23 protein-coding genes are annotated in these 21,604 nt (G+C 37.9%); 8 read left to right on the top strand and 15 right to left on the bottom strand.

All coding sequences use genetic code 11. The annotated features are described in order from the left end of the window. Positions 1-8 precede the first annotated feature (8 nt). Positions 9-527, bottom strand: a complete 519-nt coding sequence (locus tag B554_RS0102580; protein ID WP_004703061.1) for a hypothetical protein — start codon at positions 525-527, stop codon at positions 9-11. A 236-nt stretch (positions 528-763) separates the two neighbouring features. Here B554_RS0102580 and mrdA point away from each other — a divergent pair, with 236 nt between their 5' ends. Together mrdA and rsmD are read left to right on the top strand one after the other, a co-directional pair. Then, a complete protein-coding gene (gene mrdA / locus B554_RS0102575) occupies positions 764-2,779 on the top strand; it encodes a penicillin-binding protein 2 (protein ID WP_019456865.1) in 2,016 nt (671 codons plus the stop codon). Beyond that, entirely contained in the window at positions 2,779-3,324 is a 546-nt protein-coding gene (gene rsmD, locus B554_RS0102570; protein ID WP_019456864.1) for a 16S rRNA (guanine(966)-N(2))-methyltransferase RsmD, read from the top strand. Before mrdA ends, rsmD begins: the two co-directional genes overlap by 1 nt. 72 nt (positions 3,325-3,396) lie before the next feature. On the opposite strand, the gene B554_RS0102565 is transcribed toward rsmD, so the two are convergent. From B554_RS0102565 to B554_RS0102525, 9 genes are all read right to left on the bottom strand, one after another. Next, positions 3,397-3,852, bottom strand: a complete 456-nt coding sequence (locus B554_RS0102565) for a hypothetical protein (protein WP_004703067.1) — start codon at positions 3,850-3,852, stop codon at positions 3,397-3,399. Between the two features lie 57 nt (positions 3,853-3,909). After that, positions 3,910-4,479: a HupE/UreJ family protein gene (locus B554_RS0102560; RefSeq protein ID WP_019456863.1), complete on the bottom strand. Its 570-nt coding sequence runs from the start codon at positions 4,477-4,479 to the stop codon at positions 3,910-3,912. 9 nt (positions 4,480-4,488) lie between these two features. Continuing rightward, entirely contained in the window at positions 4,489-5,103 is a 615-nt protein-coding gene (gene ureG, locus B554_RS0102555; protein WP_019456862.1) for an urease accessory protein UreG, read from the bottom strand. A 24-nt stretch (positions 5,104-5,127) separates the two neighbouring features. Beyond that, positions 5,128-5,793: an urease accessory protein UreF gene (locus B554_RS0102550; RefSeq protein ID WP_019456861.1), complete on the bottom strand. Its 666-nt coding sequence runs from the start codon at positions 5,791-5,793 to the stop codon at positions 5,128-5,130. Beyond that, entirely contained in the window at positions 5,780-6,262 is a 483-nt protein-coding gene (gene ureE / locus B554_RS0102545) for an urease accessory protein UreE (protein WP_019456860.1), read from the bottom strand. Before ureE ends, B554_RS0102550 begins: the two co-directional genes overlap by 14 nt. Positions 6,263-6,332: 70 nt before the next feature. After that, the gene (gene ureC, locus B554_RS0102540) at positions 6,333-8,033 is read right to left on the bottom strand and encodes an urease subunit alpha (RefSeq protein ID WP_019456859.1); all 1,701 of its coding nucleotides are present in this window, start codon (positions 8,031-8,033) and stop codon (positions 6,333-6,335) included. Positions 8,034-8,070: 37 nt separating this feature from the next. Further along, complete coding sequence (locus B554_RS0102535) at positions 8,071-8,379, bottom strand: urease subunit beta (RefSeq protein ID WP_019456858.1); 309 nt, start codon at positions 8,377-8,379, stop codon at positions 8,071-8,073. Positions 8,380-8,390: 11 nt separating this feature from the next. Continuing rightward, positions 8,391-8,693, bottom strand: coding sequence for an urease subunit gamma (gene ureA, locus B554_RS0102530; protein WP_002054385.1), 303 nt, complete (start codon positions 8,691-8,693; stop codon positions 8,391-8,393). A gap of 100 nt (positions 8,694-8,793) precedes the next feature. Continuing rightward, positions 8,794-9,669, bottom strand: coding sequence for an urease accessory protein UreD (locus tag B554_RS0102525; protein ID WP_019456857.1), 876 nt, complete (start codon positions 9,667-9,669; stop codon positions 8,794-8,796). 196 nt (positions 9,670-9,865) lie between these two features. On the opposite strand from B554_RS0102525, the gene B554_RS0102520 reads away from it, so the two are divergent. Both B554_RS0102520 and B554_RS0102515 read left to right on the top strand, forming a co-directional pair. Further along, on the top strand, positions 9,866-10,189 hold the full coding sequence (locus B554_RS0102520) for a hypothetical protein (RefSeq protein WP_004703079.1): 324 nt from the start codon (positions 9,866-9,868) through the stop codon (positions 10,187-10,189). Between the two features lie 201 nt (positions 10,190-10,390). Next, a complete protein-coding gene (locus B554_RS0102515; protein ID WP_019456856.1) occupies positions 10,391-10,870 on the top strand; it encodes a copper resistance protein NlpE in 480 nt (159 codons plus the stop codon). Between the two features lie 57 nt (positions 10,871-10,927). Here B554_RS0102515 and B554_RS0102510 read toward each other — a convergent pair whose 3' ends face one another. Beyond that, entirely contained in the window at positions 10,928-12,532 is a 1,605-nt protein-coding gene (locus B554_RS0102510; protein ID WP_002117581.1) for an isocitrate lyase, read from the bottom strand. 588 nt (positions 12,533-13,120) lie between these two features. Here B554_RS0102510 and B554_RS0102505 point away from each other — a divergent pair. The 3 genes from B554_RS0102505 (at position 13,121) to B554_RS0102495 (ending at position 17,448) form a co-directional block, all read left to right on the top strand. Beyond that, positions 13,121-14,110 carry a LysR family transcriptional regulator gene (locus B554_RS0102505; RefSeq protein WP_004703082.1) on the top strand — a complete coding sequence of 330 codons (990 nt, stop codon included), beginning with the start codon at positions 13,121-13,123 and terminating at the stop codon, positions 14,108-14,110. 123 nt (positions 14,111-14,233) lie between these two features. Continuing rightward, positions 14,234-15,559 carry a hemolysin family protein gene (locus tag B554_RS0102500; protein WP_019456855.1) on the top strand — a complete coding sequence of 442 codons (1,326 nt, stop codon included), beginning with the start codon at positions 14,234-14,236 and terminating at the stop codon, positions 15,557-15,559. Between the two features lie 551 nt (positions 15,560-16,110). Beyond that, a complete protein-coding gene (locus tag B554_RS0102495) occupies positions 16,111-17,448 on the top strand; it encodes a CitMHS family transporter (protein WP_004703084.1) in 1,338 nt (445 codons plus the stop codon). 45 nt (positions 17,449-17,493) lie between these two features. On the opposite strand, the gene B554_RS0102490 is transcribed toward B554_RS0102495, so the two are convergent. Then, positions 17,494-18,006, bottom strand: coding sequence for a hypothetical protein (locus tag B554_RS0102490; RefSeq protein ID WP_002054476.1), 513 nt, complete (start codon positions 18,004-18,006; stop codon positions 17,494-17,496). Between the two features lie 221 nt (positions 18,007-18,227). On the opposite strand from B554_RS0102490, the gene B554_RS0102485 reads away from it, so the two are divergent. Further along, on the top strand, positions 18,228-18,776 hold the full coding sequence (locus B554_RS0102485; RefSeq protein WP_019456854.1) for a DUF2239 family protein: 549 nt from the start codon (positions 18,228-18,230) through the stop codon (positions 18,774-18,776). Between the two features lie 53 nt (positions 18,777-18,829). Here the strand turns inward: B554_RS0102485 and cysN are convergent, their stop codons facing one another. Genes cysN through B554_RS18420 form a run of 3 tightly spaced genes read right to left on the bottom strand, consistent with a single transcriptional unit; the run spans position 18,830 to position 21,506 of the window. After that, a complete protein-coding gene (gene cysN / locus B554_RS0102480; protein WP_019456853.1) occupies positions 18,830-20,443 on the bottom strand; it encodes a sulfate adenylyltransferase subunit CysN in 1,614 nt (537 codons plus the stop codon). A 30-nt stretch (positions 20,444-20,473) separates the two neighbouring features. Beyond that, the gene (cysD, locus tag B554_RS0102475) at positions 20,474-21,382 is read right to left on the bottom strand and encodes a sulfate adenylyltransferase subunit CysD (protein WP_000140408.1); all 909 of its coding nucleotides are present in this window, start codon (positions 21,380-21,382) and stop codon (positions 20,474-20,476) included. Next, on the bottom strand, positions 21,375-21,506 hold the full coding sequence (locus B554_RS18420; RefSeq protein ID WP_002054314.1) for a hypothetical protein: 132 nt from the start codon (positions 21,504-21,506) through the stop codon (positions 21,375-21,377). Before B554_RS18420 ends, cysD begins: the two co-directional genes overlap by 8 nt. Positions 21,507-21,604: the final 98 nt, after the last annotated feature.

Genomic DNA, 21,604 nt, shown 5'->3' with positions numbered 1-21,604 from the left:
GCTTTGTTTTATAAACCAAAACTTAGAGAATAAGAAAATTGAATTTGTGGTTTAGTCTTCGCAGCAACTGCTCCGTTCTGGTCAGTTAGTTTTTCAGCTGCGCCAATACCGACACTAAAAGTACTAATTCTTTCTGAATTCAACAATACATATGCCAAATCGACACCAGCACCTAAACGAGATTTATACTCTCCATCTACCGGCTTGCTATCAAGGTGTCCAGCATAAAAGCCAATATAGTAGCCATTTTTATCTGTTCCAGTCAGATAGTAAGGATAGCGAAATCCAACCTGTCCACCAGCAGTTTTATCACCATTTAAAAATGCGCCAACCTTGGCATAGGCAATACCATAAGGATTTACCCACTCACCATTAAGATGTAACAATTTTTGAGTAAAACCTGCACCTACATTCCAAGTAGACGCTTTGTGATCTGCTAATTTTGCTTCTGGAAGAAATGAATAATCTTGAGCATTTGCCCAACTGCTTACTGTCAAAACTGCAAGTAAGGGATAAATTTTTCTCATTATTTTCTCCATTTTCCCTAATCGTATAGTGAGAACAACCCTATTCTATTGAATGAAAGACTTTAACAGAATTATTTTGCTTCTTATATACAAGACTCTACAATTTTGTTGTCTACAAAGTCAAAAAAGCCAATTTTCCTCTTCACTGAAACTTTGAAAATTATGCAATATTTTAACTGCGCTTGCGTTAGAATAAGCAGCTATTTTTCTCACCCTATGTCATTAAGTCGATCCGTATGAAACAGCACTTTCCTTTAAAAGATATCCAGCAAGAAAAGCGCATTTATCGAGGTCGTATATTTTTTGCCGTAGGTCTTGTGATTATCTGCTTATTAGTCTTAGCCAGTCGATACGCTTATCTGCAAATTTTTCATTATGATGAGTTCTCGACTGCATCGGATAAAAACCGTATTCGTTTACAACCGCTCCCCCCTGCTCGTGGTTATATTTATGACCGTAATGGGGTTTTACTTGCTGATAATTACCCGGTTTTTACCGCAACATTAAGTAAGGCAGACGTTGAAGATCCTGATGCAGTTATTGAACAATTGCAACCAATTCTAGAGCTTACTCAAGAAGATGTAGATCGTTTTAAAAGTCGTATTAAAACGGCGCGTAAAACTGAACGCGTTGCAATTAAGCTAAACTTGACCGAGACAAATATTGCCAAGTTTAGTGAAGTTAAATACAAATTCCCTGGGGTCAGAATTGAAACCCAAATGACGCGCTATTATCCGCATGGTGAATTGTTTGCTCATGTGATTGGATATGTTGGCCGTATTAACGATAAAGAATTAAAAAGTATTGATAAAGACTTATACGCTGGAACAAACCTGATTGGTAAAATTGGCGTAGAGAAAAGCTATGAAGATTTACTTCATGGAACACCTGGTTATGAATCAGTAGAAGCCGATGCTCATAGTAATGTATTACGTCATTTAGGACGTAAAGATCCAACTCGTGGTAATGACCTCTATTTATCATTAGATTATGGTTTACAAGTCGTAGCATCACAGCAACTTGCTGGTCGTCGTGGTGCAATTGTTGCGATAGACCCACGTACTGGTGAAATTCTTGCGTTGGTTTCAAGCCCAAGCTTTAACCCAAACCTATTTGTGACGGGTATTAATCATAAAGATTATAGCTCTCTACGTGACAACATCGACCAACCTCTTTATAACCGCGCTGTTCAAGGCGCATACCCTCCTGGTTCGACTATTAAACCAATGGAAGCAATGGGCGGTTTACATTATGGTATTGTCGACTGGTCTACTGCTATTTCTGACCCAGGTTATTTCCATTTACCTGGTGACTCTCACAAATTCCGTGACTGGAAAAAAACTGGTCATGGCATCGTGAACATGCACAAAGCCATTATCATGTCTTGCGATACCTATTTTTATATTTTGGCAAATCAAATGGGCATCGACCAGATGAACCAATGGATGCGCCAATTTGGCTTTGGTCAAAAAACAGGTGTCGACTTACCAAGTGAAAGTGAAGGTTTATACCCAAGTCCTGAATGGAAAATGCGTACACGTAAAACCAAATGGATGAAAGGTGAAACAATTTCAGTCAGTATTGGTCAAGGTGCATTTACTGCAACTCCATTACAACTCGCAATGGCAACTGCTATTACAGCGAATCACGGCTCACATGTAGTTCCACATGTTCTACGTGCATCACATGGTGCAAAACCTTTTACAGTCCATAATGCACCTGATGGAAAAATTAATTTTAACGGTACAGACGAAGACTGGATAAAAATGCGAGAAGCCATGATTGATGTAATTCAATCAGGTACTGGACGTGGTATCCGTACATCGCTTTATCAAATTGCCGGAAAAACAGGTACAGCACAGGTTAAAAGTATTGCACAGGGTAAACGTTATAACGAAGCTGCGCTTAGTGAACGCCAACTTGACCATGGTTTATTCGTTGGATTTGCACCTGCTGACAAACCTGAAATTGCTATTGCGGTCATTTGGGAAAATGGTCGTCATGGTGGTTCCGCAGCTCAACTTGCTAAGCCGATATTTGATTACTGGTTATTAACCCGCAATAAAAATCCAATTCGTCCAGCCAACCATCAAGTTAATGGTGGACTTATGACAGCAGGAATTAAACCGGGTGAGCTTCCAAGTGGCGGCGAAACTGCTAGCTCTACGCCAGCACCTGCTACAACTACCGCAGCAGCATCTGCTCCACAAGCTACTTCTGCTCGCCCTGCTACAAATGAGATCGATGAATAATGAAAAATCAATTACGCATTATTGGGGGTGAATGGAAAAGACGAGTTTTACCATTCGCAAGTATTGAAGGTTTAAGACCCACCCCAGATCGTGTTCGTGAAACGTTATTTAATTGGCTCATGTGGGACATTCAAAATGCTCAAGTTCTCGATATCTGTACAGGTTCTGGTGCATTAGGCTTTGAAGCACTTTCACGCGGTGCCGCATCTGTTTATATGATTGAACCTGATAAGACTCAAGCACGATTTTTAAAAGAGAATATCCAGCTTTTAAAAGCGCAGAATTGTCATTTATTCAATGCAACTGCTCAGCAAGCATTACCGCGCTTAAAAGAACAATTTGATGTAGTTTTTTTAGATCCGCCTTATAGTCTCGATCTATGGCAAGAGCTCGCTCAATTGGCAGATTCACATATCAAAAATAATGGATACATTTATGTTGAAGCTGACCGAGATTTATCTCAGCTTCATCTTCCTGCATCATGGCAACAAGTGAAAACCACTAAAGCAGGTACTGTCCACGCAGGGCTTTACCAGAAAATTTAAAAATGTAGGATTTTATAAAGAATTAATTTATCTGATCTATTTATTTGAATTAGATTATTTTAATTTTTTATTTCAGAATAAATAGATCGTAAAAAATCGAATGAGTTGACCTCGATCATAAGGAAAACTCGAAATATATTCATAACCAATTTTCAATCTTGGATTCACACTATAATTAACTCCATATCCAACTGAAATAGATAAATCTTGAATATTAATATGATTCGTTAAACCATTGCTGTTTTTGTTCTGAAGTTGCCCAGTATCATAGGCCGTATAATTATAAATTACCCAACGCTCATTTGAATAAAACTCGTTTTTGAGCACATTATAGTTATTAACTTCATCGTCATGCTCAATGGCTAAACGCCTTTGTTCCAAGTTTAAATCTGATTGATCTAATAACTGCTCTGTATCTAGTAAAGTAGAATCACTTTCTGGTTGAAAAAAATCATAGGCCTGAACATATCCACTGTAAAAGATAATCAGCGCTGTAAAAACAGGATAAATATTTTTATGCACACACATTTTATTTTGCAAATACAAAAAGGTAGCTTAAAGCTACCTTTTTTTGCAAGGGTTTAATTAACTTAAACCAATAACTGCAACAATTGCTGCGCAAGTACCCATAATTTTTTTGCCATAAGGTACATATCGCGTAAACAATGCACCTAGTGCTAAGCCACAGCAATAGATAATTGCCATACCAGTAACCATACCAGCTACTAATGCAGCAATATGTCCCGCATGTGCGAGTTCAACACCATGCGCTATACCATGAAAGCTTGCGAGTAATGCAGCAGCAATAGGTAAAATCCGATTTGATTTTGTCCATAGTGCAATCGCTGTAACAATCAAAGAAGCAATAATGCCGTATTCAGCAATACTGGCTGGCACTAAACCTTGAGCACCTACTAAAAAACCTACAATCAAAGTAATACTTAGTGTAATGACACCAGCAATTTTCCACTGCTTAACTGCTGACCATAACAAAATACCAAAACCCAAAGCCATGACTAAATGATCAAGCCCAGTAAAAGGATGAATAAAACCTGCCATAAACCCTGAATGTGCATGATCGTGTCCCGGATGTGCCATGGCTAATGCCGGTAACATGCTAAGGAGCCCAATGCCCCATTTCTTAATGAAGTTCATAGTTACTCCTTAAACCTTAAACAGCCCTTGTTTCTCAATAAATTGAATAATTTGTTCAAGACCATCTTGTGTTTTCATGTTTGAAAATAAAAATGGCTTTTCACCGCGCATGCGTTTCGCATCTTGGTCCATGACATCAAGGTTTGCACCGACCATTGGTGCAAGGTCAGTTTTATTAATAATCAGTAAATCTGACTTGGTAATACCCGGCCCGCCTTTACGAGGGATTTTTTCTCCACCTGCCACATCAATAACATACAAAGTTAAATCAGAGAGCTCTGGGCTAAATGTCGCGGCTAAATTATCACCACCACTTTCAATAATAATAAGCTCTAAGCCATCAAATTTTTCGCATAGATCATCAATCGCAGCCAAGTTAATTGAGGCATCTTCACGAATTGCTGTGTGTGGGCAACCACCTGTTTCCACACCCACAATACGATCTGGCGACATCGCTTCATTACGGGTTAAAAAGTTTGAGTCTTCTTTGGTATAAATATCGTTTGTCACTACAGCCATATTGTATTTATCACGCAAGGCACGGCATAAGTTAAGCGTAAGTGCTGTTTTACCCGAACCTACTGGTCCACCAATTCCAACTCTTAACGGACTACGTTCTGTCATGATTTTTATCCTTTTTTCCTAAACTTAAGATCTGAATAACCGTGAATATTGTGTTTCGTGTTTCATGCTCAGCATGGCATAACGAGGTAAAGCGCTGCTTAATTGTTCATCATTAAGTTTCAAAGCTTTCTGTACTGCCTCTGGTACTAAACCATGCAAGTGCCATAAAATTCTTTGCCCAGCCATTTGTCCCAATGGAACCGTTTTTACTGCTGCCAAAACCTGATTTTCTAAAACAGTAAAAGTATAAGCGGTAAGCACATCCTCTTCTTTAAGCTCTAAACGCCCACAAAGCTGCGCATAGACAGGCACAAAACCAAACTGCTTTTTAACCTCAACCGTTTTTTTTAAAACATCTTTAATCCATGCATTTAAAGAAAATGCCAACTGCTGCGATTCAGCCAAAAGTTCTTTACTTTCTCGACTCGCCTTATATAAATTTGCCCAAGTCAGTAACTCATCTGGTTCATCATAATGTTGCATAAGACGTTTGAGTACCGGTAGCTCAAACCGTACTAAAAGCATTTCAAGAACTTCTTCAAAGTAAGCAATTGCTGAGCTTTCATCGTGTATTAAGCCAATATCGATGGCTGTTTCCACACCTTGTGAATAACAATACGCTCCAACTGGCAGTGCCGTTGAAGACAGTGTCAGCAATTGCAGTAATTGCGCAGCATTATGAATGGACATGGTGTAAAGCTTTGATTGGGCTTAAGCGATGGTCATGACTATGTTGAGCATAGGCACCGCTTTCAGGTTCAAAAGGATGATCTGTTTCAGTCACTGTAAGCCCCAATCCTTCTACCATTTCTGCAAGTACATGATCAGGTTCAAAATACAAAGCTGTAGGTGTGAGCATTAATGGTACATGTCTATTACCTAAGTGATAGGCAGCTTTAAGTAAATCAAAATCGGTTTCAGCACTAACTTGCATTAAACGTTCAGGTTTTGCGTCAACACGTAATACATCACCCTCTTGGGTTGCAATATACGAACCACTACGCAAAATTCCAGTACGTGGCAAATCAGCTCCAATATCTACGCCACTTGCCAAGGCCGCTCGGAAACGTGATTTTTGACGGGTATCAAAAGTTAGTTCAACCGTTTCAAATGTCTGATCAGGAGAAATATCTTCAAGACGTTGGGTATAGATTTTCATTTAATTTTTCTCTCCTTTATTCAGTTCATATATATAAATTCATAAAACAAAATCATCTCAATAAAACTTATCAAAACAAGAAATAACGCTGAGCCATTGGTAATACGTCAGCAGGTTCACAAGTTAATAGTTCACCATCAGCTCGTACTTCATAAGTTTCTGGATGCACATGCATAACTGGACAATATGTATTATGTTTCATATCCGCTTTAGTAATTTCACGCGTATTTTTACAGGGACTAATTAGCTTTTTAAGATCTAACTTTTCAGCAACTTTTTCATCAATGGCTGCTTGAGATAAAAAGGTAATACAAGTGTTATGCACACCACGCGGATAGGCACCAAACATTGGACGATAATGAACTGGTTGAGGTGTCGGAATGGAGGCATTAATGTCACCCATCGGCGCCGCCGCGATCATACCGCCTTTAATAATCATGGAAGGTTTTACACCAAAAAAAGCCGGCTTCCATAACACCAGATCAGCAAGTTTTCCGACCTCAATCGAACCAATTTCATGACTTAAACCATGGGTAATGGCTGGGTTAATTGTATATTTAGCAATATAACGTTTAACGCGATTGTTATCATGAAACTCGTTGTCACCCTCTAGAGGGCCACGTTGAATTTTCATTTTGTGTGCAGTTTGCCAAGTTCGTAAAATCACCTCACCCACGCGCCCCATCGCCTGAGAATCAGAAGACATCATGGCAATTGCACCTAGGTCTTGCAGAATATCTTCGGCAGCAATGGTTTCACGGCGAATACGACTTTCTGCAAAAGCAATATCTTCAGCAATTGCAGGGTCTAAATGGTGACATACCATGAGCATATCTAAATGCTCATCAATAGTATTAATGGTATAAGGTCGCGTTGGATTCGTTGAAGATGGCAACACGTTACTTTGTCCAATTGCTTTTAAAATATCTGGAGCATGTCCACCACCCGCACCTTCTGTATGGTACGTATGAATGGTACGGTCTTTAAATGCGGCCAGTGTTTCTTCTAAAAAGCCACCCTCATTTAATGTATCCGTATGAATAGCGACCTGAACATCAAACTCATCTGCCACACTCAAACAGTTATCAATCGCTGCTGGTGTTGAGCCCCAGTCTTCATGTAGTTTTAGCCCAATTACCCCAGCCTTAATTTGCTCACGAATTGGGTCTGGCAAACTCAGGTTACCTTTACCTAACAGACCAATATTCATAGGCAAATCATCAATCGCCTGCAACATGGTGGCAATATGCCAAGGCCCTGGAGTCACTGTGGTTGCCGAAGTTCCTGCTGCTGGTCCTGTACCGCCGCCCACCATTGTTGTTGTACCAGACATCAGCGCTGTTTCAACTTGTTGAGGACAAATCCAGTGAATGTGGGTATCAATACCACCTGCTGTTAAAATTTGCCCTTCACCCGCAATCACTTCTGTTGCTGCACCTAGAGGAATGGTAATTTCAGGTTGAATATCGGGGTTGCCGGCTTTCCCTATTTTCCAGATTCGGCCATTTTTTAAGCCAACATCAGCTTTTACAATTCCCCACCAATCTACAATTAAAGCATTGGTAATGACCGTGTCAGCAACTTCATCAGCTAAAAGTTGAGATTGTCCCATGCCATCACGAATGACTTTACCACCACCGAACTTAACTTCTTCACCATAAGTCGTTAAATCTTGCTCAACTTCAATAAAGAGCTCTGTATCAGCTAGACGAATACGATCTCCGACCGTTGGACCAAACATCTCAGCATATGCACGACGTGACATTTTCATAATTTTTTACTCATATCTTTCATTATGGTTGTTATGTTTAATCCAACTTCCCCATGACTCGGCCTGCAAAACCATATACTTCTCGCTTACCAGCTAAAGCGACAAGTTCCACTTCTCGGCTTTGGCCCGGTTCAAAACGGATTGCTGTACCCGCTGCAATATTTAAGCGAAAACCCTTTGCAGCTTCACGGTCGAACTGTAGTGCATCATTGGCTTCATAAAAATGAAAATGCGAACCTACCTGAATAGGTCGATCACCAACATTAGCCACCATAACTTTTAAAGTTTCACGCCCAACATTTAGCTCAATGTCAGTCTCTGGAGTAATGATTTCGCCGGGGATCATAACTGCTCCTTTTATACGATTGGCTGATGAACAGTGACTAATTTCGAACCATCTGGAAAAGTTGCTTCGACCTGAACCTCAGCAATCATTTCCGCTACACCATCCATAACATCTTCACGCTTTAACAAAGTCGTTCCAAAGTGCATGAGTTCACTCACTGTCATTCCATCTCGTGCACCTTCGAGTAAGGCTGCTGAAATAAAGGCAACTGCTTCCGGATAATTCAGCTTTAAACCTCGTGCTTTACGACGCTCAGCCACTAAGCCTGCGGTAAAAATGAGTAACTTATCTTTCTCTGTTGGATTGAGTTCCATATCTCTTTCCTAATAGCATCTAGTTTTCTTTAAGCAAAATGCGTGCTCAAAAGCAGCATACTTGTTCTAATCGTTTTTAAAATACGCAATTTAACGTAAGTTAGGTTTTCCAAATTCTTGGAAATTCTTCATCTAAATCAAACCAATAACGTCTTAATCTTGCGCGTATGGCAGCAAATGCATCATGACAATGCCGTACATCATTCCCTAAAAAACGTGCACAGAGCACATCTTCCAATAAAGTCAAAGTAACCGGGGCATCCATACGCATGATTAACTCACGGACAAGTTCAACATGTTGTTCTAAATAAAATGGAGAGCGAAATTTTTCAGGCGGTACAGCCCAAAAACTTGCCATTACAGCCTGATTATTCATTCCTAAACATGAGCTTAACCAGCGATCTCCTCCCTCAAAATATAATGTATCGGCAACTAATAATTTATTTTCACGCCATAACTTAAACTGGTTGTGATAACTGCCCTGAACAAAATTTTCAGCTCGAGCTTGCCGTCCCAATACCAGCATATCCCAACCAATGAAACTTGCTGTTTGTTCAAGGTGAATATGTGTTTCTGAGTGCGCTACAGCACCATCAAACAACATCGTTTCTTGAGGCATCCACTCTAGAATAGAGTCGTTTTTTACAGTCAAATAAATATGTTGAAAAGCCTGTTTACCATTCGTTCTATACCATTTTCCAGCCCCAGGCGTGGTAATAACGGCATGCGCCTGTTCAGCTGTTTCAATTTGAAAAGTAAGATGATCGCCTCCTGCAATGCCGGCTGGTGGATGAACAATAATAGCGTGGCAAACTCCAGTTTTTTCAGGCCAGAGCATTTTTTGCACCCGAACAGGGCCATAATGTTTTCTGTGATTCATTATGGTGCGACTTTCTTTAAAACAAAAACCAAGTTCTAATTGCGCATACCAAAATGGTGCTAAAGAAGTATGAGAAAATTGTTGAATCCGATTCATTTTGGCTCATTTTTATTAATGGCTTTATTTAATAAGCAAAATATGCACCATATACAAAAAGAGGTCATTACAAACTTGGAAACAATTTTCTTATTTTAATGAGTTAAAAAATCATCAATGTCTAACATAAAACCACAGTAAAGTATGGAATTATTTATACAATAGCGCCCATCCTCGCTCTTATAAATTTTTTTCCATGAAAATCTTTTTCGTGTTAGTACCTTTTGTATTTTTAACTGGGTGTATTTTTGGCCAATCTAGTGAGGTCAAACGCGCAGAAAAACTTCTAAATAATTTCCAATGTAAAAACGTAGAAACTAGGGAGATTTCAAATAGCTCAATTAATTCTTATTACCAACAAACTTTAGCAGTAAGTAAAGAAAAAGCGACCTCTTATGTAGAAAGCTATAAAGATGGTGAGGAATTATTTGCAATGCCTTTAGACGAAGTAGTAAAAAAACAATATGAACTCTATAAATCAGCGTGTGATTCTCTAGGTGGAGTTTCTGCTCATCCATAATTTTTTAGATGTATCCATTAACTCAGTTAGTGGATACTTTTTTTACTCGTTATATATTTCAATAAAAATCGTTTAAATGAACAAAAAAATATACACTTTACCTTTTGTTAAATTTTGACTACATACAAACGCTTTTATTTTTTATGATCTTTTTCTAGGCTTTAAAGACTTTTTATTTTTATTTTTGAGGTTTTCTTCATCATGAAAAAATCATTATTAGCAATTGCACTTATGAGTACTCTTCTTGTCGCATGTAACAAACATGAAAATAAAACAGAGACAACTTCTGATGCTTCTACCCCTGTACAAACTAGTGAAGCAAGTAATGCTGTTGCTGTAGATACTGAGCACACAGCAGAAAATTCTTTAGATTGGAATGGTAAATATACAGGTACCCTTCCATGTGCAGACTGTGAAGGCATCAAAACAGAACTAAAATTAAAAGATGATAAAACTTATGAATTGACTGAAACTTACTTAGGCAAAGGTGATACAAAACCATTTGAAACTCATGGTAAGTTTGCTTTCGATAAAGACAACACTTCTATCATTACCTTAGATAATAAAGCTGAAAATCGTAAATTTTTTATTGGCGAAAATACTGCAACTGCTTTAGATATGGAAGGTAAAAAAATTGAAGGTTCTTTGGCAGAGCACTATGTGTTGAAAAAAGAAGATTAATAAATTTTTAATATAAAAAACCCGCTCATTTGAGCGGGTTTTTTATGGAATCAATTCTTAGTGAGCTGCGAATTGGTTCATTGTGTTTTTAGCATCGTCATGTGCTTTAAGAGCGTTATCACCAGAGAAGATTTCTTTGTGATCATCACCGATGTCAGAACCCGCCATTGCTTGGTGTTTCACACAAGCGATACCACCACGGATTTCTTTACGTTGTACGCCAGCAACATAAGCCAACATACCTTCAGAACCGAAGTAACCTTGTGCAAGCTCATGAGTAGAAAGAGCAGCAGTGTGGTAAGTCGGAAGTGTGATCAAGTGATGGAACACACCTGCTTCACGAGAAGCATCTGCTTGGAATGTACGGATCTTGTCATCAGCATCAGCAGCTAATTCAGTATTGTCATATTCAGCGCTCATTAATTTAGCGCGGTCATATGCAGAAACATCTTTACCTTCAGCAACCCAACGGTCGTAAGCTTGTTGACGGAAGTTTAAAGTCCAGTTAAATGATGGGCTGTTGTTATAAACAAGCTTAGCATTTGGAACAACTTCTTTAACACGGTTAACCATGTGTGCGATTTCTTCTACGTTTGGAGTCGCAGTTTCGATCCAAAGAAGGTCAGCACCATTTTGAAGGCTAGATACACAGTCAAGTACAACACGGTCAATTTGAGTGTCAGCACGGAACTGATATAAACCTGAAGGTAAACGTTTAGGACGGTGTAACTTACCATCACGCTTGATTAAGATTTCATCTTCTTGCGCATCAGCAATGTCAATTTCTTGAGTATCTAAGTAGCTGATGTATTGAGAAGCGATGTCACCTGGCTCTTTAACCACTGGGATTTTTTGAGTCAAGTCAGCGCCTTCAGAGTCAGTACGCGCAACAATGATACCTTCTTCAAGACCCATTTCTAAGAATGCATAACGTAATGCATGGATCTTAGCAATAAAGTCTTCGTGTGGAACAGTTACTTTACCAGCTTGGTGACCACATTGTTTAGCATCAGATACTTGGTTTTCGATTTGAAGCGCACAAGCACCAGCTTCGATCATTTTCTTAGCAAGTAAGTAAGTTGCTTCTTCGTTACCGAAACCAGCATCGATGTCAGCAATAATTGGCACAACGTGAGTTTCAAAGTTGTCGATTTGAGCTGTGATTTCAGCTGCTTTAGCAGTATCACCAGCTTCTTGTGCTTTTTTAAGGGCACGGAATAAATCGTTTAATTCTTTTGCGTCAGCTTGACGTAAGAAAGTGTAGATTTCTTCGATCAAAGCAGGAACAGAAGTTTTTTCGTGCATAGATTGGTCAGGAAGTGGACCGAACTCTGAACGAAGAGCAGCAACCATCCAACCAGAAAGGTAGATATAACGTTTGCTTGTAGTACCGAAGTATTTTTTGTTCGCAATCATTTTTTGTTGTGCGATGAAACCATGCCAGCAACCTAATGATTGAGTGTATTTGCTTGAGTCAGCATCGTATTCAGCCATATCACGACGCATAATCGCAGCTGTATACTTAGCAATATCTAAACCAGTTTTGAAACGGTTTTGAAGTTGCATACGAGCAGCATCTTCTGGGCTAATGTCTGCCCAAGTGTTGCCAAATTTTGCTTTTAATTGACGTACTGCATCAATCGCTGTTTGATATGTAGTCATGATATTGTCCTGTATTCATTTTAGGATTTCATCGATTGAAGCCTAGAGTCACGTTACTTAAATTTCTTATGACACCAGCTGCTTCCTCATGAACACAGCTTAGACTTAGCCAATCAATTAATCCAATATCCTTCGTTAATCTTCAGTATTTATTTAAAAAATATACCAATAAATCGATATTATAAGTAAAACTAAAAAACATAACACTTTGTTTATAAAAACAAAATAATCCTAAAGGAGTATAGTATTTTGATCAAAAAACTCTCCAAGTTTTATTTTTATACAATTTTTGAGATTTTTCCATTCATTTTTAGTGTCAAAAGTCAATTGTAAATTAGGCGACTTTTGCCAATGTAAAAAGTCAATTTTAATGATAGAACATGGTTAAATATAAAAGAAAAATTTTACGTCTATAAAGATAAAGTCAAAAACAGATCAAAGATAATAAAATCGAGCATTTGAGGTCCTTTTCAAGCATACTTAATTTCAACAAAAAATGTCGTTTTTCTCATCATTTTTTCACACAATGTTCTTTAAATATGGCATAATTTGAAACAATTTTAGGGTTTTATTTTCGGTATTTTTTTTATGAATCTGGAACGGGTAGATCTTAATCTATTAATATATCTTGATGTTCTTCTTCGTGAAAAAAATGTTACACGCGCAGCAGAACAGCTTGGCGTTACTCAACCAGCCATGAGTAATATTTTACGTCGCTTGCGTAATTTATTTAACGACCCTCTTCTAATCCGCTCATCGGAAGGAATGACACCGACAGAACGCGCACTCGAATTACAACCACGTATTCGCGATGCCCTTTCTGATCTTTCCATGATTTTGGAACCGCGTACCGAATTCCGCCCTTATACCAGCAATCGCGTTTTTCGCATTATGACTTCTGATTATGCAGAAGCAACTCTGGTTCCTCGTCTTGTAAAAGCTTTACGTTCTGAAGCTCCAAATGTAGTGCTCGACTTTCTTACCCCAAGTGATGTGTCATATAGAGACATGGAACAAGGTAAAGTTGATCTGGCAATTAATAGATTTAATGAAATACCGCAAAGTTTCCACCAAGTGTTAGTTTGGCGTGATAGTTTCAGCTGTATTTTGAATGACAAACACCCAGCTGTTACTCATTTAAATCTTAAAAGTTACCTAGATGCACAGCATATTTGGGTATCTAAAACAGGTATGGGTGTTGGTTTTGGCGTAAACCCAGATAAACAAGGTGGTTTAGGCTGGATTGATCAAGCATTAGAACGTATTGGTCAACGCCGTAAAATTTCAGTATTTACTCGCCACTACCAAATGCCAGCCTTGCTTGCTCAAAATGTTGACCTCATTGCAACGCTTCCAACTCGAATGGCGCGCCTACAAACTCAAAATCCAAAACTGGTTATAAAGGATCCTCCTTTTTATATTCCAGAATTTGAACTTAAAATGGCTTGGTGCCCACTATTACACCACCACCCTGCTCATCGCTGGTTACGCCAACTTATTCTATTCGTTGCTCGCCAAATGATCGAAGAAGAAAATCGTGAATTTCTTACCAACAATTCACAATTTTCTCACTATTAAATAAATTTTAATTTAATTGTCTCTTTCAAACATTATCTTTAAGCGCTGAGCAATCAATCTGATTACCTCAGCGCTTTTTTGTGTTAAAACATAGTCATAATAATGATGAACCTCGGGTGATTTGTGAGTCTCTTTCAAAATATCATTATCATCGTACTGCTCATCATCGCAGCAGGCTTTTTATCTTTAACTGAAATTGCACTGGCTGGCGCCAGAAAAGTAAAGTTAAAAATTTTAGCTGAAGCTGGTGAGGAACGTGCTCAACAGGTACTTGATTTACAAGAACAATCTGCAGACTTTTTTGCAGCATCCCAAATTGGACTAAATGCTGTTGCAATTTTAGGCGGTATTTTAGGCGAAGCTGCTTTCCGTCCTTTTTTTGTGACTTTAGTTGACCGCTTCTATGTAGGTCCCTGGTCGCAAACAATTGGTTTTGCTCTATCTTTTACTTTAGTAACATCGCTATTTATTTTATTTGCCGATCTTATGCCAAAACGCTTGGCTATGATTGCCCCAGAAAAAATTGCAATTAGTGTTATCAATCCAATTCAGGTTTTTATTAAAGTTTGCAAACCTTTAGCTTGGGGAATTAATGCCATCGCGAACCTGTTATTCCGCTTATTTAAAGTAAATACAACTCGCGAAGACAATATTACTTTTGATGATATCTCAGCTGTTATGGATGCAGGTGCCCAAGCAGGTGTACTTCAAAAACAAGAACATCATTTTATTGAAAATGTTTTTGAACTAGAGGAACGTAACGTACCATCGAGTATGACAACGCGTGAAAATGTTGTTTATTTCACTTTAAACGAACATGAAGACAGTATTCGACAAAAATTAGCAGAATATCCTTATTCTAAATTTTTAGTGTGTAATGAAAATATTGATCAGGTTATTGGGTATGTAGATGCCAAAGATTTTCTTGTCCGCATTTTAAATAATCAATCACCCACTCAATTAAATGAATCTACTATTCGTAATGTTCTGATTATTCCTGACACATTAACCCTTTCTGAATTACTTGATCGCTTCCGATCAACAAAAGAAAAGTTCGCTGTTGTAATTAATGAATATGCGCTTGTAGTTGGTGTTATCACCTTAAGCGATATCATGATTACCGTAATGGGTGACTGGGTTACCCCAATTGAAGAAGAACAGCAAATCATTAAACGTGACAATAACTCTTGGTTAATTGATGGCAGTACACCAATTGATGACCTAAGACATGCTCTTGAAATTGACGAAATGCCCGATGAAGAGAATTATGAAACGCTAGCAGGTTTTATGATGTATCGTTTACGCAAAATTCCTCGTCCAGCCGATTTTGTCGAATTTGGTGGTTATAAATTTGAAGTTGTCGATGTGGATCATTTTAAAATCGATCAACTATTAGTTACTCGCGTATTAGAAAAATCTGAATTACATTCACCGCCTGACGAAAATTGATTTATTTTGGTGCAAAATATCCTGCCAAAAGCAGGATATTTTTTTAATATGAATAAGTAATTATTAAATTCACGGTTTCATTTAATATTCTTCATTATTAAAAGTTTAATTAATTATGCTAATCATATTTATAAATATAAAGATTAACCTCTTAATTAAAATAAAAAAATTAATTTCAATTGAAATGAAAATTTGCGAATAAAGCATTTACAACCCCATCAGCCTTAGGTAACGTAGACATTACAAGCCTTGTAAATGGATCTTCTTCTCATCTCAACGCTCAAAGCAAGTATAATTCTTCAAAATATATGATAATTTTAAATATGATAAAACCTTTATATAAATATAAAATCTACTATATATAATAAATAAACTAAGCCATTAATATATATGTTCAGTATTTCCTGAGAATATACCTTTTTAATTGAATATATATTAACCAAATAAACTAAATATATTATTTGTTTTTTTAATAAAAATTCATAAGAATAATAAAAGTCAAAGTTTGGAATAAACTTGTTCAGTAAAACTAAAGGCAAAGGATTGATTGTATGCTGACATTACTTGGTGTTGGCATGATTTTGTGCTTCATGTACTTAATCATGTCCAAACGTTTAAGCCCTATTATTGCTTTAATTCTTATCCCATTTATTTTTTCTCTTATTGCTTGGGGCCTAGGTCACTACTTTGAAAGCTTAAGTCATATTGAGCTTAAAGGTCTCAGCGAGATGATGCTAGAAGGCATCAAAAAACTTGCACCTACTGGTGTAATGCTATTATTTGCAATTTTATATTTTGCCTTAATGATCGATGCAGGTCTTTTCGATCCCCCGGTTAAATGGATTTTGAAAAAGGTTAAAGGCGATCCTCTAAAAATTACATTAGGGACCGTTTTTTTAACGACGTTAGTTTCTCTTGATGGTGACGGCTCAACGACATATATGATTTGTGTCGCAGCTATGCTTCCTCTCTATCAGCGACTTGGTATGAATACACTGATCATGACAGCACTTATGTTGTTATGTAGCGGTGTAATGAACCTTACGCCATGGGGTGGACCTACTGCCCGCGCAGCGAGTGCACTTCAAGTCGACCCAAGCCATATTTTTGTACCAATGATTCTTCCAATGATTATTAGTATTGGCTGGTTATTCTTCTTGGCATATTTATATGGTCGCTATGAGCAAAAACGTTTAGGCGTGATTGAGCTTGAAAGCCATCATGGTGACAATATTACTGTTTCAAAAGATCCAGAAGCGACTCGTCCACATTTACGTAAAGTAAATATGGTACTCACCATTATTCTTATGATTGCGTTGATCAAAGGTATTTTACCAATGTCAGTGTTATTCATGCTTGCGTTCTGTATTGCGATGCTTATCAACTATCCAGATGTTGATATGCAGAAGAAACGTATCGCTATGCATGCTGATAGTATCTTGGCTGTGGTAGGTTTAATTTTTGCGGCTGGTATTTTTACAGGTATTTTATCTGGCACAGGCATGGTTGAAGCGATGTCTAAAGAGTTTGTCGCAATGATTCCTGCAAGTATGGGTCCATATCTGGCACCAATTACAGCGTTGGTAAGCATGCCTTTGACGTTCTTTATGTCAAATGATGCATTCTTCTATGGTGTATTGCCTATTCTTGCCGAAGCTGCTTCACATTATGGCATTAGTCCAGAAGCGATTGCTCGTGCTTCAATTGTAGGTCAACCTGTACACTTATTATCACCTCTTGTTCCATCAACTTACTTATTATGTGGTCTTGCTAAAGTCGATTTTGCAGATCATCAAAAGTTTACTTTTAAATGGGCATTTATTACTTGTATGGTTTTAATGGGTACAGCTTTAGTGATTGGTGTTTTCCCACTTTTTAGTGCAATCTAAGCATATTCTGCTATAAAAAAATAAAAGCCCCAATTGGGGCTTTTTTTATTTATTCACATACTCAATCATGGCATCTAAGAACGCATGAAAGTGCAAGGTAATATCTTCTTCTAAAATTTTATAGGCATTATCAAATTGCACCATTGGCCAACCTTCTTTCCAAAATGGGAAGATATCATGTAAGTCATGGGTAACTATGCCATCTTCACGAACAATTGCTTGTGAAATTTGTGCCAAAACTTGCGCTGTTTCTGCCCCATCAATAGCTAAATAATCAATACCACGCGCTTTTAAAATACGAATTCGATCTTTTTTATAGCGAATTTTTTTAGCTTGAGCTGCATTTAAACCTAGTGCAAGAGTAACTGCTTCTACAAATTTCTCTTCAAAATTTGTATTTAGTGCTACCAAAGCCTGTTTATGCGCTTCCTGACGTCCTGCTTTCCCCCCGCTACGGATGATCTCATGTGCTTCCGTATCTAGCTTATCTTTTTTCATCGACTGTAAAATGTCTAAAATTTCGATATCGCTTAAAGATTCAGGAGATTGCTCAAACATAGGAGTCCTTATACATACAACTAAAGACACATTCTCTCATAAAAGCAATATTAAAGCAGAACAAAATTTTAAATGGTCGATTATCTTGACTATTTTTATAGTCCTAACTTCTCATACCGCCTCATAAAAACAGATAATTCTTTGGTTATGAATTTTACTATTTGCCAAATTAATTTTACCCTGATAATATTATTTTACCCTGATAAAAATATGCGGCTAAAATGAATACTAAAATCACCTATACTGCTTTCACTGGAAGCACGTTTATTGCGAGTGACTCCCTTGTTGAACTTGCAAAAAAACTCAAAGAACTTCCGAAAACAACAGAAAATATTCTGATTTTTAATGATCAAACAGGTCAACAAATTGATCTTGATCTTTCTGGTTCAGAACAAGATTTTCAACAACGTTATGCTGAACCTGAAGAAATTAAAAAAGTTGGTCGACCTAAACTTGGCGTAATTTCGCGTGAAATCACTTTACAGAAAAAACATTGGGATTGGTTAGATCAACAAAGTGCGAGTGCATCAGCAGTAATTCGTAAGTTAATTGATAAAGAGTTAAATAATCCAAATTCTGAAGGCAATATTATGCTTGCCAAACAAGCCATCGACCGTTTTATGTCTGCTATGTTAGGCAATATGCCAAATTACGAGGAAGCAACACGCGCCTTATATCAAGGTGATCGAGATACATTCTTAAAGATGATTCAGAACTACCCTAAAGATTTAAGAGAATATTTAACTTTAAAAACTCAAAGTATTTTCTAAACTCAATAAAAAAACCCGCTTACGCGGGTTTTTTGGAACTCATTTTCAATCTATTAAAGACGAACCAATTCCACGATTTTTTCTACTGCTTCTTCTACTGTTTCAGCAGTTATCTCAGTATCTGTACCATCCACAGAAGTTGTAATAGTTACAACACCAGTCTCACGTAACAGAACCAATTGCTCAGCTGTTAAACTTGCTTTCGCGATCGCAACTACACCTTGCTGAATCAGCAAACTTTCTAAGACTTGAGCTTTTTCAATTAATTGTGCAGAAACACCAATAGCAGCGGGTTTTTGACCTAAACGAGCAGCACGGTCTTCGGCAGTTACAGCATTGTTATGAGCAGTCCACTCTACAGCAGCTTCTACCATGCCCGCGCCAACAGTCACGTTACTTAAACGGTCAATAAAAATAAATGAACCTGTGTAACGAGAGTCTTGATATTGGTCAAATACCACTGGAGCATCGAACTCAACTACCACATCGGCAATTGCATTTAACTCAAGCTCTTCTACTTGAGTATGCTCAAGTGTATTTACATTCACACGGTAGTGAATGTTCGTCACTTTTGCTGGAACGGTTTGTGTACCAATCTTAACGTTGTACAACTTACCTTTTACAAGCGGGTGCTCATTCATCCATACCACAGAAGCACGAACGCTACGTGAAATTAATGGTTGCTCACCTGCACGTACCAGCACGTTACCACGACTAATATCAATTTCGTCGTTTAACGTTAATGTAACTGCTTGACCAGCCACTGCTTGCTCAAGGTTACCGTCAAAAGTAACGATTTCTTTAACCGTAGAACGCTTACCAGAAGGTAACGCTACAATTTCGTCACCAACTTTAATTTCACCTAAAGCAACAGTACCCGCAAAACCACGGAAGTCGAGGTTTGGACGGTTCACATACTGAACAGGGAAACGGAATTCGTGTTTGTTTGACTCACGGCTAATTTCCACAGACTCAAGAATACTCATCAAGGTTTGACCCTTGTACCAAGGAGTATGAGCAGATGGATTTACAACGTTATCGCCATTTAAAGCAGAAATCGGAACAAATAAGATATTAGCTGGGCGACGCTCACCTAACTGGCTCACGAACGCATCATATTCAATCTGAATTTCATTAAAACGCTCAGGTGAATATTCAACCAAGTCCATTTTATTAATAGCAACAACAATATTTTTAATACCAAGCAAACTAGCAATAAAGGTATGACGACGTGTTTGTGTTTGAACACCATAGCGCGCATCAATCAAGATAATTGCAAGATCAGCAGTCGATGCACCAGTAGCCATGTTGCGGGTATATTGTTCATGTCCCGGTGTATCGGCAATAATGAACTTACGCTTTTCAGTCGAGAAATAGCGATAAGCTACATCAATAGTAATACCTTGCTCACGCTCAGCCTGCAAACCATCTACAAGCAACGCCAAATCTGGTGCATCACCCGTCGTACCTACTTTTTTACTGTCACGTGTTACAGCTTGCAATTGATCTTCATAAATCAATTTTGAATCGTAAAGTAAACGGCCAATTAAGGTACTTTTACCATCATCTACGTTACCGCAAGTCAAAAAACGCAAAAGGTCTTTTTGTTCATGCTGTTTTAAATAAGCCAGAATGTCTTGGCTGATTAAGTCTGATTGATGAGACATTGCTCAAACTCCACAAATTTAGAAACTGTCTTAGAAATAGCCTTCTTGCTTTTTCTTTTCCATTGAGCCTGCTTCATCATGGTCAATCATACGACCTTGACGCTCAGAACTTGTTGCCAATAACATTTCCTGAATAATTTCTGGCAATGTATCAGCTTCAGACTCGACTGCCCCTGTTAATGGATAACAGCCTAGTGTACGGAAACGTACAGACTTCATTTGTGGAACTTCACCCTCTTTTAAGCGCATGCGTTCATCATCCACCATAATGAGCGTACCACTACGCTCAACTACTGGACGAACAGCAGAGAAATAAAGAGGAACAATTTGAATATTTTCTAAATAGATATATTGCCAGATATCTAACTCTGTCCAGTTAGATAAAGGGAATACACGAATACTTTCGCCTTTGTTTACTTTACCGTTGTAAAGGTTCCAAAGTTCAGGACGTTGGTTTTTAGGGTCCCAACGATGCTTACTATCACGGAATGAATACACACGCTCTTTCGCACGCGATTTTTCTTCGTCACGGCGCGCACCACCAAAAGCAGCATCAAATTGATATTTATCCAAAGCCTGTTTTAAAGCTTGGGTTTTCATAATATCTGTATATTTTGAGCTACCGTGATCAAATGGATTAATCCCTGCTTCACGGCCTTCTTTATTTTGATGAACAATTAAATCAAAGCCATGGGTTTTTGCCATGTTATCGCGAAACGCGATCATGTCTTTAAACTTCCAACCCGTATCAACATGTAATAAAGGAAAAGGAAGTTTCGCAGGATAAAATGCTTTTAATGCAAGATGAAGCATTACAGCCGAATCTTTACCAATTGAGTAAAGCATGACTGGATTTTCAAATTCTGCTGCAACTTCACGGATAATATGAATACTTTCAGCTTCAAGTTGCTTGAGATGTGTAAGTCTTGATTCAGTCATGAACACGCCCTTCTCTATCCATTTTGCCCATAAAATCTAGAAGTGGTATTAAACCACCACTTAGAAGACCATGTGGAGGAACGAGTGCCATAACAACTCCAATTTTTTGTGATAAATAATCCAACCACAAGCCCTTTATGAGGCTTATAGCATTAGTTATGCATTATAGTGATTTAAAACTGTTTTCTTTTGCTTGTTTTTTCATATTGATATTCAAATTCA

The organism is Acinetobacter sp. GG2 (genome assembly GCF_000292385.1).
Lineage (GTDB): Bacteria > Pseudomonadota > Gammaproteobacteria > Pseudomonadales > Moraxellaceae > Acinetobacter > Acinetobacter seifertii.
The sequence above is the reverse complement of the archived record's forward strand: the minus strand, read 5'-3'. Positions and strand labels throughout refer to the sequence as shown.

Excerpts from the sequence above, each read along its gene's own strand:
- B554_RS0102520 (WP_004703079.1), top strand. The coding sequence starts at position 9,866 with ATGAAAATCTTTTTCGTGTTAGTACCTTTTGTATTTTTAACTGGGTGT.
- B554_RS0102580 (WP_004703061.1), bottom strand. The coding sequence starts at position 527 with ATGAGAAAAATTTATCCCTTACTTGCAGTTTTGACAGTAAGCAGTTGG.
- ureG (WP_019456862.1), bottom strand. The coding sequence starts at position 5,103 with ATGACAGAACGTAGTCCGTTAAGAGTTGGAATTGGTGGACCAGTAGGT.
- B554_RS0102515 (WP_019456856.1), top strand. The coding sequence starts at position 10,391 with ATGAAAAAATCATTATTAGCAATTGCACTTATGAGTACTCTTCTTGTC.
- B554_RS0102495 (WP_004703084.1), top strand. The coding sequence starts at position 16,111 with ATGCTGACATTACTTGGTGTTGGCATGATTTTGTGCTTCATGTACTTA.
- cysD (WP_000140408.1), bottom strand. The coding sequence starts at position 21,382 with ATGACTGAATCAAGACTTACACATCTCAAGCAACTTGAAGCTGAAAGT.
- B554_RS0102535 (WP_019456858.1), bottom strand. The coding sequence starts at position 8,379 with ATGATCCCCGGCGAAATCATTACTCCAGAGACTGACATTGAGCTAAAT.
- mrdA (WP_019456865.1), top strand. The coding sequence starts at position 764 with ATGAAACAGCACTTTCCTTTAAAAGATATCCAGCAAGAAAAGCGCATT.
- B554_RS0102550 (WP_019456861.1), bottom strand. The coding sequence starts at position 5,793 with ATGTCCATTCATAATGCTGCGCAATTACTGCAATTGCTGACACTGTCT.
- B554_RS0102490 (WP_002054476.1), bottom strand. The coding sequence starts at position 18,006 with ATGTTTGAGCAATCTCCTGAATCTTTAAGCGATATCGAAATTTTAGAC.
- B554_RS0102485 (WP_019456854.1), top strand. The coding sequence starts at position 18,228 with ATGAATACTAAAATCACCTATACTGCTTTCACTGGAAGCACGTTTATT.
- B554_RS0102510 (WP_002117581.1), bottom strand. The coding sequence starts at position 12,532 with ATGACTACATATCAAACAGCGATTGATGCAGTACGTCAATTAAAAGCA.
- ureE (WP_019456860.1), bottom strand. The coding sequence starts at position 6,262 with ATGAAAATCTATACCCAACGTCTTGAAGATATTTCTCCTGATCAGACA.
- B554_RS0102525 (WP_019456857.1), bottom strand. The coding sequence starts at position 9,669 with ATGAATCGGATTCAACAATTTTCTCATACTTCTTTAGCACCATTTTGG.
- rsmD (WP_019456864.1), top strand. The coding sequence starts at position 2,779 with ATGAAAAATCAATTACGCATTATTGGGGGTGAATGGAAAAGACGAGTT.
- ureC (WP_019456859.1), bottom strand. The coding sequence starts at position 8,033 with ATGAAAATGTCACGTCGTGCATATGCTGAGATGTTTGGTCCAACGGTC.
- B554_RS0102565 (WP_004703067.1), bottom strand. The coding sequence starts at position 3,852 with ATGTGTGTGCATAAAAATATTTATCCTGTTTTTACAGCGCTGATTATC.
- B554_RS0102505 (WP_004703082.1), top strand. The coding sequence starts at position 13,121 with ATGAATCTGGAACGGGTAGATCTTAATCTATTAATATATCTTGATGTT.
- ureA (WP_002054385.1), bottom strand. The coding sequence starts at position 8,693 with ATGGAACTCAATCCAACAGAGAAAGATAAGTTACTCATTTTTACCGCA.
- cysN (WP_019456853.1), bottom strand. The coding sequence starts at position 20,443 with ATGTCTCATCAATCAGACTTAATCAGCCAAGACATTCTGGCTTATTTA.
- B554_RS0102560 (WP_019456863.1), bottom strand. The coding sequence starts at position 4,479 with ATGAACTTCATTAAGAAATGGGGCATTGGGCTCCTTAGCATGTTACCG.